The organism is Roseateles sp. SL47 (assembly GCF_026625885.1).
Taxonomy (GTDB): Bacteria; Pseudomonadota; Gammaproteobacteria; order Burkholderiales; family Burkholderiaceae_C; genus Roseateles.
The window spans coordinates 5,543,368-5,557,170 of the sequence record NZ_CP113068.1; the positions used below are offsets into that span (position 1 = coordinate 5,543,368).

Annotated in this window: 7 protein-coding genes; 2 read left to right on the forward strand and 5 right to left on the reverse strand. The window is 66.2% G+C overall.

All coding sequences use genetic code 11. The annotated features are described in order from the left end of the window. Positions 1-6 precede the first annotated feature (6 nt). Complete coding sequence (locus OU995_RS24055) at positions 7-741, forward strand: UPF0149 family protein (protein WP_267832693.1); 735 nt, start codon at positions 7-9, stop codon at positions 739-741. A 5-nt stretch (positions 742-746) separates the two neighbouring features. On the opposite strand, the gene OU995_RS24060 is transcribed toward OU995_RS24055, so the two are convergent. Then, positions 747-1,247: an SET domain-containing protein gene (locus OU995_RS24060; RefSeq protein WP_267832694.1), complete on the reverse strand. Its 501-nt coding sequence runs from the start codon at positions 1,245-1,247 to the stop codon at positions 747-749. Positions 1,248-1,844: 597 nt separating this feature from the next. On the opposite strand from OU995_RS24060, the gene OU995_RS24065 reads away from it, so the two are divergent. Next, complete coding sequence (locus OU995_RS24065; protein WP_267832695.1) at positions 1,845-2,363, forward strand: GNAT family N-acetyltransferase; 519 nt, start codon at positions 1,845-1,847, stop codon at positions 2,361-2,363. Between the two features lie 103 nt (positions 2,364-2,466). Here the strand turns inward: OU995_RS24065 and OU995_RS24070 are convergent, their stop codons facing one another. From OU995_RS24070 to OU995_RS24085, 4 genes are all read right to left on the reverse strand, one after another. Then, positions 2,467-5,064, reverse strand: coding sequence for a chemotaxis protein CheW (locus OU995_RS24070; RefSeq protein ID WP_267832696.1), 2,598 nt, complete (start codon positions 5,062-5,064; stop codon positions 2,467-2,469). 224 nt (positions 5,065-5,288) lie between these two features. Then, positions 5,289-5,606: a hypothetical protein gene (locus tag OU995_RS24075; protein ID WP_267832697.1), complete on the reverse strand. Its 318-nt coding sequence runs from the start codon at positions 5,604-5,606 to the stop codon at positions 5,289-5,291. Positions 5,607-5,692: 86 nt separating this feature from the next. Next, positions 5,693-7,831, reverse strand: a complete 2,139-nt coding sequence (pbpC, locus tag OU995_RS24080; RefSeq protein WP_267836362.1) for a penicillin-binding protein 1C — start codon at positions 7,829-7,831, stop codon at positions 5,693-5,695. A 20-nt stretch (positions 7,832-7,851) separates the two neighbouring features. After that, a complete protein-coding gene (locus tag OU995_RS24085; RefSeq protein ID WP_267832698.1) occupies positions 7,852-13,623 on the reverse strand; it encodes an alpha-2-macroglobulin family protein in 5,772 nt (1,923 codons plus the stop codon). Positions 13,624-13,803: the final 180 nt, after the last annotated feature.

The window sequence follows — 13,803 nt, forward strand, 5'->3', positions numbered from 1 at the left end:
TTCCTCATGACCGACCACGACGACCAACCCATCGACATCCACAATGCCCAGCAACTCGGTGAGTTCGTCGCCCAGTTGGCCGGCGCCGCCGATCCGGACGCACCGGCCATCACGCTGGACACGCTGGACGGCTACATGACCGCCCTGCTGGTGGGCCCCCCGCCCAGCGCGCCCATCCAGGCCATGGATGCCCTGTTCGGCGAAGAATGGCCGGCTGCGCTGGAAGCGGAGGAGCAGACCGAAGCCTTCATGGATGTGCTGCATCTGCGCTGGAATGAAATCTCGGACAGCCTGGACCCGCAGTTGCTGGTGGAATCGCCAGAACAAATGCAACTGGTGCCGCTGATTTCGGAATTCGACGACGAGACCAAGGCCCGCCTGCTGGCCGATGGTGCCCTGACCGAAGCGCTGCTGCAGCGTCTGCCCGCCGCAGGCGCCATGTGGGCCCAGGGTTTCCTGCAGGCGGTGGACGACATGGGCTCGTGGGAGCTGCCGGAAGGCGACGCCGCTCGTGACCTGTCGCTGATGCTGGAAGCGGTGGAGGCGGTGACGCTGGCGGAAGGTTCGACCGAGCGTCAGGACTACATCAACGAGGCGTATGAACAGCCCGAAGATGTGGATCAGAATGCCCTGATCGACGACATGCTGTTCACCGTGCAGGACCTGCGCCTGTTCTGGCTGCAGCAAGCCGCCCTGAAGGCGGCCTTCAGTGAAGACGGCGGCAGCGCGGCAGAGCACTGATCAAGCTACAGCCGCCCCTTGCAATTGGGCGCACCACATCGGCAGCGCAGCCGGCCCTCGTGGTGACTCTCCCCATAATCACAGCTGATTTCCTCACCCGGGTCGATGTCGCGAATGGCATAGAACTCGGCGCGCCCCTGGCGGATGCGTAGCACCGCATTCGGCGCGCAGCTGTGATTGATGTGGCGCATCACACCCTTGTGATGTGTGGCGTCGATCGCCGTGCGGTCGGAGACCTCCACCACATGGATACGGCGCTTGCCTTCGATGCGGCGACGTGCTTCCCGCACCGACACCACCTCACCCCGCATTTCGCCGATCTTTCTGCGCGCGGGAATGGGCTCGTCCGCAAACACCCCCTGGCCATCGATGACGCTGGGGCCCACGCGCAAGGCGAATCGCTCGGCCGGCAGCGGCTTCCCGCGCACACCGGTGGCCGCACGGGCATCTGCCGTTTCAGCCGGCGCTGGGGCGGGAGGAGGGGCAATGGAACTCAGGCGCGGCATGGCAAGGACATGAGCAGATCAGAGCGGTGGATTGTCGCGCGTGGAGCCTGCACTGTGGTGAATCCGCTGCATGATCTTGATGTTGACGGCGGGCCGAAGTGGTGAACATACTGGACGCCATGAATGCCCTCCTCCACCCCGATATGGCGACCGCTGCTGCGATTGGGATTGCACTTGGGGTGGCGTTTGGGGTGGCGTTTCCGATTGCGTTCCCGACGGTGTTGGGGATTGCGACCGCAGCCGCCGCCCGCCTGCTGGCCGCTGCGCGGCGGGGGGAATGGCAGGGGTCTGCACAACAGCGAATGCAGCAACGAGTGCACCGGCAAATGCACCGGCAAATGCAACAGCTGGGGCAGCAACAACGGCAGCAGCAGCCCATGGTTCTAGCCATGCGTGTGCTGGTGGGGGCATGCCCGTCGATGCGGGTCGTCCGCCTCACCGCTGTGCAGGAAGGTCGAACGCGGTAGCCCTTCCCACCACCCGCTCAGCAGCATCTGAGCCACATCTCCAGAGTTTCTCGACAAGGCCCGCGTTTCGCGGGCCTTGTTGCTTTTGGCCCTTCCATCCACACACAGGGAGCCCATGATGGAATTGACCTTGCGACGCCCCACCCCCGACGATGGCCCCGCCCATTCGGCGCTGATGAGCCATCCCGAGGTCCAGCCCTGGCTGCTGGGGCTGCCGTATGTTTCACCGGAGGCGTGGCGTCAACGCTTCAGCACCACGCCGGACATCCAGTCCGCTGAGCTGACACTGCTGGCTTTGCAAGGCGACACGCTGGTGGGATCCGCCGGGTTGCATCCGGTTGGTCCACATCCGCGTCGGCGCCATGCCATGTCGATGGGGATCAGTGTGCTGCCGCAGGTCCAGGGCCAGGGCGTGGCTTCCGCGTTGATGTCTGCGCTGCTGCGCCAGGCGGACGACTGGCTGGGTGTGCTGCGGGTGGAACTGACCGTGTTCGCCGACAACCACCGTGCGATCCGGCTGTATGAGCGCTTCAACTTCGCTCACGAGGGGCGTCTGCGCGCGTATGCCCTGCGGGAAGGACGGTATATGGACTGCCTGTCGATGGCGCGCCTGCATCCGTCTCCACCGGTCTGGACGCCGGGGGGCTGAGTCTGCGGGAGGGCGGCGCCAGAAGGCCCGCCAGGCATGCTGCGCAGGTGTTCACGGACCACACAAAAAGGACGCCATCACGTCCAGCAGCGGCCCGTCGCGATCAGTCCGCCGCCAGCAGCGGCAGGTCGTCCGCCTGCTGCTGCGCTGCCACGCCGCTCACCAGCCGCCACAGGTCGTCCCCCTCCAGCAGCGTCAGCATTTCGGCGCCCTGCCCCTTGAGCAGACGCACCTGCGCCTGCGCGGCCCACCCCGGACGGGTCGGGCTGGGCTGCAGTTGATCGGCACTGGCCTGGAACACCTGGCCGAGTTGCTGAACCGCCAGAACCAGGCGCTGACCCGCACTGGTGCGGCACACCAGCAGAGCGGCTTCTTCGCCACAGGGGCGGTGGAACAGCAATTGGCCCAGATCCAGCACCGGCAGCATCCGGCCTTCAAACCCCAGCATGCCACGCACGGCCGCCGGCGCTTGCGGCCAGGCGGTGATGCGCTGGCGCTCCAGGGCGGCCAGCACCTGCGCTGCCGGAAGGCCGAGCCATTGATGATCGACCATGAAGCTGGCCAGGTCGATCTGCTGCTTGCCGGTCGGCGCGAGTGGCGCGAAGGCCGCGAGGGCCAGCGCGTCGGCTGAATCCTCCTGTCGTGGCCCCAGCGGCAGCAGCACCACGGCCGCCAGATCCTGCGGATGAGGCGGCGTGTGGCGGCGATATTCGCGATAGCCGCCAGACATGGCCAGGCCATACGCCTGCACCCGCCCCTGCAACTCCACTTCCCCCGTCACATACTGATCCGAAGGCAAGGTGGCGAGATCCTTGAGCGCGATGGGCAAGGCCTGACCCGGGGACCAGCGTTCGTCGCTGCTGGCCACAATCTCGCCCGAACGTGTCACCAGCAGCGCCGCAGAGCCCGGCTGGCTGGGCAGCGCGGCACGAAGCATGGCGCGAAACTGCGGCTGACCGTCGAAGACAATGGCAATGCCACCGACCGGTGTGGTGCCCCCATCCGGATGGGGGACCGCCGAGGCATACACCAGGCAGGGCGACTGCCCGTCTTCACCGTAGAGCCCGCAGGCCTCATGGGCCGACACCACATATTGGCTGGCATCCCGCAAGGCCAAGGCCCCGCGTACCCAGTCGCCCTGAAGCTGGCGCCCGAGGTGCCGGTCCTGCGAGGGATCGGACACCGCCACCACACGGCCCTGGGCGTCAAACACCAGCAGCAGCGAATAGACGGTGTAGAGCGCATGGATGCTGCTCAGCACTTCGGCGGCGCGCTCCGCATCGCCTTGCGCAAGCGCCTGTTGCAACCGGGCATCCAGGGCCCACCAGCGGCAGTCGTTGGCCCGCTCGTAGAGGTTGCGGTTGACGATGGAAATGGCGAGTTCGGACTGGAATCCGACAGTGTCAAAAACGGCCCCCAGCGCACTGTCTTCCAGTTGGGTGATGGCGCGCTCGAAGACCTGACGAAGCTGGTCGCCGGTGCGCTCGACCTCATTCAGCAGAGTCACTGCGAAGTCGGCATTGCCGCTTGGGCGCTGCTCGGAGGATGCGGATGCACCGCCGGAGGGAGACTGCGGATGGGCATGCGCACGGCTCTTGAGCTTGCCGTTCCACAATGAACGAGACAGTTCCCGCTGGATGCGGCGCGCTTCCAGCGGGATGCTGCGCAGCTCTTCATCAAACAATTCGCGGGTGTCGACCCCGCGGGCGCGGGCGTCGGACTGTTCCGGAGGGGCGTCGGCAAAGGCATGTTGCAGCGGCTGCAGCATCTGCGCGGACCAGCCCGGCCCGAAATAGCCTTCGTAGCCGCTGGCCGCCGCGCTGCATGCGAGATAGTCCCGGCCCGCGAAGTCCATGCGGAATCCCTGCTCCTTGCCGGCGGCCACCAGCGGCGCGCCCAGGGGAATCTGCCAGGGGTCGGAGGTGAGCAGCACTCGGCCCTGCGCGTCTTTCAGCACCAGCACCGAACGCGGCACGCCCGCGCACAGGGCGCGGAACAGGCCCAGCATTTCATCTTCCAGCTTGAAGGACAGGCACAACACCGCTTGCGCGCCGCAGTCCGCCTTGACGGCGGCTGCATAGATCAGCCCGCTGGCACCGCCGAGCAGCGCGCTCGGGCCATGCACTTCCACAAAGGCCTGGCCGGGTTCCAGCGCACGCAGCAGGCGATCGTCATGCACCTGGTCGGCGCAGCGCGCGGGATCCAGCGCCACCAGGCGCCGCCCATCGGCAGCCAGCAAGACCACCTGGTCATACACGGAGTATTTGGCGACATAGTCCGCCAGACGACGACGCAAGGCGTCGCGCTCGGCTTCCTCCACGGTGCCCTGCGCATCCGCTTCCAGCAGATCACGCAGCGGGCCATCAGCGGCAAGGAAACCCACATCGGCGGTGCGCTCAAACAGGTTGCGAACGAGGATGTCGATGGCCACCTGGGCACGGCCCTGCAACTGTTGCACCGCATTGCCGAACTGGCGGCGGGCCAGGCTGTCCAGAAGGCGGCCAGTCAAGGCCTCGAACGCACTGCGGGTATCGGCCATGTCGGTGGCAGCACCACTCATCTGGCCCAGCAGCGCCAGGCTGTCCCAGGCGCCTTGCAAACGCATGAGCGGTTCGCGATATTCATCGAGCAGCGGCATGGCTGCCAACAACGGTGCCACTTCCGTACTGAAGGGCAGGCCTTTTCTCCAGACCTTGGTCATTTCCGGATCCTCAACTGGCCCTTGTGGGGCGAAAGCGCGCAGTGTGACCTTGCAATCTGTTGCTGTCAGGAGGGGAAGACCGGTGATTTTTTGTGACGCAGCGACTTACCGCACACCGTTATGCGACGAGGCACAGGGCCTGTGCGGGATGTTTGAAGATGGGGCTGGTCGCCCGGTTGTGGTGCGGGCGGGGACGTTCGCGCCGGGGATCCAACGCGTCGATGTCAGTCCGACATCGACAGGGTGGCGGACGTTTCGCTCGTCCCGCGACGCTCGGTGACGACATGCGCCTGCTGCACCGGCGCGTCCGGCTCGGTGTATTTGCTTTGCGGGCCGGGCGCGTCTGCGGAGCCGCCCCGGTCGGTCGAGCCGGACTGCGGAGCCACAGGCGGCTTGCTCGGCTGGCGCTTGCCGGTGATCAGCAAACGGGCGAGCTTGACCACTTCACTGGCCTGCGCAGGCGCCATGGGCGCCAACAACGACAGAGCCAGCAAGGGCATACCCAGCAGGCGGACGGCAGAGATTCGGGGATGGCGACTCATGAGCTTCCTCTGGGCTATGGTAGCGGCGAAAGGGAGTATCGAAAGTCAGGGAATGACATGCTACCCACGCGCGACGAAATGCGAATTCAAAGGCTTGACTTGCGGCCGGCACGGACAGAGGCCCCCCGCACTTCAAATCGAACCCGCTGCAATTCACGGCCTTTGGCATCTGCCAACACCAGCTCATGAGCGCCGGGCATTGGCATCCAGTCGACCGCCGCGCCCTGCCCGATCGGCCTGCCGTCCAGACGCCAGCGCGCCGGGCCTGCGGTTCCCAGTTGACCGTCATGCTGGAAACGCAAGCGCTGATGGGCCGGGGGGATGTCCGGATCCAGGGCGTAAATGGCGCCGGGAGATGGGTTGCTGATGGAGACGGCGGTCGCCGCCAGGCGAAGCTCGGATTGCTCCGTCCCGGCCAGGAAATACTCTTCGCGGGCGGGTTCCCGGTCGGCCTCGAAGCGCACCCGTTGATGCACCAGGCCGGCTGGGAGCGCAAAGGCTTTGCCCGGAGATCCGGCGTGAAGCGCCAGCATCACATCCCGCCAGATCGGCGCGGCACCACTGACGCCCGACACCTGCTGCATCGCCGCTCCATCCGAATTGCCTACCCACACCCCCACGGTGAAGCGTGCGGACCAGCCGACGCACCAGTTGTCGCGCATATCCTTGCTGGTGCCGGTCTTGACCGCCGCCGGGAACGGAAGGGCCAAGGCGCTGGTGAGGCCGAAGGTGATGGCCCGGGCGTTGTTGTCCGAGAGGATGTCGGCCACGATGAAGCTGGCGAGCGGGTCGGCCACACGGCGTGTGGCGGGTGGCGGCGAGGATTTCGGGAGCCGCACGGCGCTGTAGTGGCCGCCATTGGCCAGCGCGCGATAGGCATTGGTCAGCCCCAGCAGGGTGACGTCGGCACTGCCCAGGGCCAGCGAGGGCCCATAGAAACCGCCGGTTTCGGGCAGTTGCAGGCCCAGCGCATTGAGCCGCTCAAAGACAGCCTCCGGTTTCAGCATCAAGCCCAGCCGGACCGCCGGCAGATTGAGGCTGTTGCCCAGGGCCGCCCGGGCGCTGATCCAACCCCTATACCGCTTGTCGTAGTTCTGTGGGAGGTAGACGCCGGCACGGGTGGGAATCTGCGCAGGCGAGTCGTCCAGCAGACTGGCGGCGGTGATCAGGCGCCGCTCCAGCGCCAGTTCATACACAAAGGGCTTGAGCGCGGAACCGGGCTGGCGGCGGGACAGGACATGGTCCACTTGCGCAGCTTCAGACCGCTGGCCGCTGGACCCCACCCAGGCAAGAACGTCACCCGTCGCGTTGTCCAGCACCAGCACGGCGCCGTCTTCCACGGCCCGGCCCTGCAGTTCGCCGAGCTGGCGGGCCAGCGATTCCACCGCCAGGCGCTGGATGCGTCCATCCAGCGTGCTGCGCTGGGCTGGAGGACCGTCAGGCCGCAGCGCCAGGCGTGCATAGTGAGGCGCCCACTGCGGCGCATCCGCCCATTGCAGCGGTTTGCGGGTGAGAACAGCCCCCAGTTCATCGTCCAGACCGTTGCAGGGCTGAGCCATGGCGCGCAACAGGCTGCAGGCACGCGCAGCCAGTCGATCGGGCGAGGCGTTCGGGGCGCGCAGCATCGCGGCCAGGAGGGCGGATTCGCGGTGGTCCAGGCCGGATGGCCGTTTGCCAAAGAGGGTCTGGGCCGCAGCGGGCACCCCCACCAACTCGCCGCGCAGCGGCACCAGGTTGAGATAGGCCTCGAGGATCTGGGCCTTGGTCCACCGCTGCTCCAGGCGGCCCGCCGTCCAGGCCTGACCGAGCTTCTGCCCGACACTCCGCCCGCCGCGCTGGGCCAGATCCTCGTCCAGCAAGCCGGCGAGTTGCATCGTGACGGTGGAAGCCCCCCGGGTGCGAGTGTTCCAGAGGTTGCCCCAGGCACTGGCAGCCACGGCTGACCAGTCCACGCCGCTGTGCTCGTAAAAGCGTTGGTCTTCCGACAGCAGCATGGCACGCAGCAGCGCCGGAGACATGTCCTGCAGCGATACCCAGCCCAATGCGCGACGTTGCGGGTTCAGGCGCATGACTTGCAGCGGCTGGCCTTGCCGATCCAGCAGCGTGAAGTCGGACACCCGATGCTGGTTGCGTGTCTGCGCAAAGCTGGGAAGCTCCGCCGCCTGCGCCGGGCCCAGGTTGCACAGCAGTGCGAGCGCGCAGGCGGCGCCGCCATGCCCCAACATCCGGCGCAGGCGGTGGAGCGTCAAGGCGCGACCTCCATCGTTGCATTGGGGGCCTCACCGAAGCGGTCCGGCGCGTACATGGCCTCGACACGAGTGGACGGCATCTGGAAACGGCCCGCGTTGTTCAGACGCACGGTGTACTCATAGACATGCCGGCCCTTGGGCAGATAAGCGAAATACGCGCGCCAGGCGGCGAAGCTGCGTTCGATGTAGCTGGGCCAGGCTTCACCCTCGTTGCGCTCGCCCTCGGCATCCAGGGTGCCGGAGACGACCGCCGCACCGGTGGGCAGAGGGTCGCTGATCACCACCCAGGACATGTCCGCCGCTGCATCCACTTCCAATCGAACCCGCAGCACATCACCCCGCGTGAACGCGGGCGCGGCCTTTTGCGACACGGCCGTGATGCTCCGCTTGACGCTGTAGCCCGCCGACAGCGCAGACTTCAACGGAACGGCAGCCAGCGATTGCATCGTGACCCAGGGGCGACCGTCTCCGGCTTGATGGACCGCCACGGTGCCAGTGCCCCCCGAAGGCCAGGGCAGCGCCAGCGAGCCGCCCTGCGGCTGGGCGGACCAGTCCAGCAAGGCCTTGGCCGTGCCGAGACTGGCCTCGGTCTTGCCACTCACCGCTTTCGATTCAAAGACCGTCCCGAATCGCTCCAGCGCCAAGGCGCCCCAGAGGTTGGCCGTCGTGTTGTACCAGGCCCCGCGTTCCTGCCGGGCCAGCGCACCGGTCACGATGCGGGGAATCTCTTCGCGCCACGCCGGGTCGTTCACCACCGCAAGCAGCAGCCGTGAGGCGTTGCTGTCGCCGCTGTCCATCAACCACCACCAGGCATCGGTGTCTTCGCTCACAAAACGGAGCGTGGTGCCCGCGTAGCTGAGGCGAGCACGCAACTGCGTCTGCGCGGCCGCCAGTTGCGCGTCGCGCTGGGGTGAGGCGGGCAGCCGCTGCTGGATCACCAGCCAATCAATGACGGCTGCCGTGGGCCAGGTGGGCAGATGCGCGGCGTCCACCGTCGCCAGTTGCCGCGCCGTGGCCCGACCGTGGCGCGCCAAGGCGGCGATGGCGGAAACGCGGCGGGGCTCGTCATCCGGACGGGGCGACCAATGGGTACGGGCGATCCGTCCTTCCACAAACGCGGCCAAGCCGTCCAACGCCCGGGTCTGCGCTGCGTCGGGCAGGCTTCGGCCAGCTTCCTTGGCCATACTGAGGAGGTAGGCCGTCAGCACATCGCTGCCCTGGTTGTAGCCGGCAGACAGCGGGTAATAACCGAACAGGCCGTCCCGGTCCTGATAGGACGAGAGCTGGCCCATCAGCGTGGTCCAGGCGGCATCGTCATGCAGCGCAACGTATTTGGAGGCCTGCTGCTCCAGGCAGTTGTAGGGATAGGTGGCGAAGAAGCGCCGGATGCCCGGCAGCGCGCTGGATAGACGCGGCTGCAGCCCCACCTGGATGCCTCCCCGCTTGACGCCCTGCATCGGCAGCGCATCCGCTGGCGCAGACACCGGCAAGGACAGCGGTGCGTCCAGTTGACGCAGCGTGGCCTGCAGCACCCGCAGCGGCACGGCCGGCTGCACCTGCTGGGTGACCTTCATGGCGTCCTTGGCGCCGCCACTGCCCTGCTCCACCGCCTGGGCTTCCCAGTTGATGCGTTGCGCACCATCCGGCACCACCACCGACCAGCTCACCACTTCGGCCCCACCGGCGGCCAGGGTCAATTGGCGGGTCTGGGCGGGAATCGGCTGGTCGGTTGTGCCTTCGATGCTGGCCACGCCCTTGAGCAAGAGGCTCAGTGTCATCGCCCGGTTGGTGGTGTTGCGGACCGTCAGCATCGCCTCCATGCGATCCCCCTCGCGGGCGAGTGGCGGCAGGCCCGACAGCAACTGAAGGTCCTGGCCGACGGTGATGCTGTTTTCACCGGTACCGAACCGCTGCCCTGGTGCATCGGCGATGGCCACCAGGCGAAAGCGTGTGAGCGAGTCGTTGAGCGGCACGGTCACGACCGCTTCGCCCTGCGCATTGAGGGCGACTGCGGGCTGCCAGGTCAGCAGGGTGTCAAACAGCTCCCGGGTGGCGAAGCCGCCCCCGCCGCCCGCTGCGGCTGCCTTGCGTCCGTAATGTCGGCGCCCAATGATTTCGCTGTGGGCGGTGGCGGTGGACACTGCCCAGGGGCGGTCCTGCAACAGGTGGTTCAGCAAGCGCCAACTGCCGTTGGGCGACAGGGACAGCAAGCCTTCATCAACAGCGGCAAAGGCCAGTTGAGCATCCGGCACCGGCCGGCCGTCCTGGGTCACCCGCACCCGCACCTGCGCCGATTGGCGCACGCCGTATTGAGCCTGCTGCGGCAGCACTTCCACCTTCAGGTCGTGCTTGGCACGACCGATCTCGATGCCTGCGATGCCCATCTTGAAGGAGGGCTTGGCCAGGTCCACCATGGCAGTCGGTGGCTGGTAGTCCGACGACGCGCGCCAGGCGCGCCACCAGTTGCCAGGCTCACGCCAACCCCAGGTAAAGAATGAATACCAGGGCACGTCCTTGAGGCGGCCACGAACCACCGTGACCCCCACAAAGGCATTCGGCGCCCAGTCCTTGTCGATCTTCACCTCCACCCAGGGATCTCGGCCGGACAGTCGCTGGACTCGGCTGTAAAGCAGACCTTCGCGCTCGACCGTGATCAGGGCGGTCGCATCGCGATAAGGCATGCGCACCTGGAAACGGGCCGTCTCCCCCGGCTCCCAATGGCGTCGATCCGCAATGACGTCAATGCGATCGTCGTTTTCCTGCGCAAACCAGAATTCACCCGCGCGTGTGACCCAGACCGCGCGGGCCGCTTTCGCGCTGTGGTGTCCGGCATCCAGCGTCGTGGCAATGATTTCCACCTGGCCCGACTGCTCCACACGAAGGTCGCAACGGGCCAGGCCTTGGGCGTCGGACGTGGCGCGGCAGAGTTCGCCCAGTTCCTTCACCTGACGTTTTTGCTCGTAGGCGTAAAAGCCCCCCACCAGCCGCTTGCGCGTGCTGAGGGTCTGGATCTGACGTGCCGTGAGTGTCACGACACGGCCAGCCAGCGGTTTACCCGATGTGTCCAGCACCACGGCCTGCACGGGCAACTGCTGGCCATTGGCCACCCAGGTCGGGGCACGCAAGCCGACCTGCACTTCCGCCGGCCAGATCACCTGGGACGCGGAGCGGGTGTGAGTCTGTCCATCCGGGTCGCGGTAACTCAGTTCCACACGGAGTTCGGAAGGGCGAGTGACCGGCTGGCGCAGCGGGACACGGAACTGCGCGGCGCCCTGTTTGTCGGTCTGCACGGCCAGTTTGTCGACCAGCAATTGGCGGTCCGCTGACGTGCCCCCACCCGCATCGTCATCGCCATCCTCACCGCGCTCGGCGTCATCCGGGTGGACCGCCGCATTCGGGTCGCGGTCCTCCGGTGGATCAAAGGCGAAATCTGTATAGGCCGGATAACTCGTCCACCGGGGCTGCAGCACTGCGCTGATCTGCACCGGTGCCTGTGCCATGGGCCCGCCGGCCATGTAGTTGAGCTGAGCCCCCCACTGGAACTCCTTGGCACCGGCTGCGGTGGACTTGGGTGGCAGGAGTCGGGCGTCGACCAGCGGTACGCGGATCTCGTCCACCTTCACCCCGCCGGTGTCCCATTGCCGTTGGCCCTGCGGTCCGTCTCCCTGGCGCTGGAGGACCAATCGGTAACTGCCCAACTTGGCGCCTGGGGGCACCTGCCAGGTGCTCAAGGCATAGCGCGTGGATTGCCAGGTCAACGCCTGCTTGAACACTTCCTCTCCTGTGGCTTCGAAAATGATCCGGAGCTGAGTTGGAAGTTGATCGGGCGGCGCGTCGCTCAAGCCTTGCAAGGTTTCAAGCCGGAAAAAGTGCTTCATCGACAGCACGTCGCCGGGCCGCAGCAAAGGACGATCGGTGATGGTGGCTGCACGTGCAGGGGTGTCGCTGGCGCCATAAGCCGTGGGCAGATTGAACCGCCACGGTTCAATACCCCGGCTCCAGTTGCTGAACAGGAAGGTGAAGTCTTCCGGTTGGCCGGATTGCTCCAGGCGAGCGGTCACGTACAGGCCATATTCCGCCACGCATTCGCGCTCGGTCCTCTGGGAGAGCGAGGGACGGTCGATATGGGCGACGCCAGACTCGTCGGTCTTACCGGTCCACAGGGACCGACCGGCACAGTCGTAAACGGCGACTTTGGCGTTGGGGGCAGGCCGACCACTATCCAGGGTGGTGACCCAAGCCATGCTGTTGTCCCGGCCCAGCTTGAAATGAATGCCCAGGTTCGTCACCAGGACACCGGTGCGTACATACATGGTGGCGGGGGGGTCCAACAGGCTGTTGCCCAGGCGCGGAGAAGCGACCTCCAGGACGTGGTAACCGGGTTGGCGCAGCGGCACGCCCACCACCTCCATCTCCGTCGCTGGCGTGCTGGACTTGGGCAGGGTCAATGACTGCGCGTTGGCATCGCCCTGAAGCATCGGGACTTCTCGGGACTTCCACTCGTCATTGGAGGCTTTGCGTACTTTGCCGAACCAGCGCAGTACTTCCAGGTCGTCGGTGACCCGCTTGATCAGCACCTTGCCTGGACCGCCCGGCTGCAGTTCGGGTTGCACATGGCGCATGGTCAAGGGCACCAGGCTTGGCTCCTGCCGCTCCCATTCCACAATACCGAACGGAGCCGCCGCAAACTTCGCCAGCGGCGGCGCGGCGCCGGTCTGGATGACCATCGGAAAACTGGCTGCGTTGGACAACGGCCGGCCACTGACGTCCTTGGTGCCCTTGGGCATTTCCAGCTTGAAGGTGGTCGACTCAGGCAGGGGGGACGGAAAGGTCACCCGGCGCAGCGTGCCGGCGTCTTCCTCATCCACACCGCTGTCCTTTCGACTGATGGGCTCGTACAACTTGTTGTCCGGCCCCCGCAAGCGCACGGCCCTGGCCTGTGCCTTGGGTACAGGCTCCGAAAAGTCGACATGAATGGGAAGGATGGGCACGCAAGGCGCGTTGGCTCTCTCACGCTCACAGGTGAACTCTGCCGTCAACGGCTGCCGGACCGTGAACTTGAAACGACGCTCGCCACGAGTGGTGACCGTGGTGTCCGCCATGGACGCGATGTTGGGGCCCCAGACCAGGCTGACCTCACTGCCTGCGGGCAGTGGGCGCTGACATCCCACCATGATCCAGGTCTCGTTGCGTGCAATGACACGCTGAGATTTGAGGGCGGCCTGCCGCTCTGCGGGCGAACTCAAGACGACGGGGATGCGCTCGCCCAGCGCATTGGATTCACACCACAAGCCCTTGGCCACGGACTCTTCACGCACCGGGGCGGAGAGCTGGAGAAGAATGTGCTGTTCTTCCTCGATCTGGCTACCTTCCCACGGAATCGTCCTCTGGACCGTGGGGGCCGAGATGAAGAATTTGAAGTCTCGCTTGCCCGTCCAGGTCGGGGAGACGCCGGGCACGCCAGGCACAAAGTTGTCGTTCGCCTGAACCTGACAGCGTGCGCCGGATGGGAGCGGCCGCTTGAAGTCGAACACCCATTCCTTGTCGTTGGTCCAACGACCGGTTCCCTCGGACGCTCCCTCTGGCGTGCAGCGCACAGTCACCGGCGCCTCGCCGCGGAGGTCACCGAGCGGCTTCACCGATTCGGTGAACTGGACCACGACATTGGTGAGCTGCCCCACCTCGCCTTCTGGCACCACCTTGGCCAGTTGCATCGCTTGCACCGACAGGCTGGCCGTCGCCAGCGCCGCAAGGCCGAGACTGCGCATCCATCGCCAGCGACGGTCAGCGGGTACTTGCTGCTGTGTGAGGAAACGAATGAACGAGCTGCTCACATTCCGCATGACAAACTGGCCGAAGTCGTTGTCTGCGAAGTCTAGCCTTGCCGCTACGCTCGCTTGGGACCGGTTGGGGGGGCTTTAGTCATATTGAGGACGGTAAACCAACAT

Coding starts and splice junctions, on each gene's coding strand:
- OU995_RS24055 (WP_267832693.1), top strand. CDS start 7: ATGACCGACCACGACGACCAACCCATCGACATCCACAATGCCCAGCAA.
- OU995_RS24060 (WP_267832694.1), bottom strand. CDS start 1,247: ATGCCGCGCCTGAGTTCCATTGCCCCTCCTCCCGCCCCAGCGCCGGCT.
- OU995_RS24070 (WP_267832696.1), bottom strand. CDS start 5,064: ATGACCAAGGTCTGGAGAAAAGGCCTGCCCTTCAGTACGGAAGTGGCA.
- OU995_RS24075 (WP_267832697.1), bottom strand. CDS start 5,606: ATGAGTCGCCATCCCCGAATCTCTGCCGTCCGCCTGCTGGGTATGCCC.
- pbpC (WP_267836362.1), bottom strand. CDS start 7,831: ATGTTGGGGCATGGCGGCGCCGCCTGCGCGCTCGCACTGCTGTGCAAC.
- OU995_RS24085 (WP_267832698.1), bottom strand. CDS start 13,623: ATGCGCAGTCTCGGCCTTGCGGCGCTGGCGACGGCCAGCCTGTCGGTG.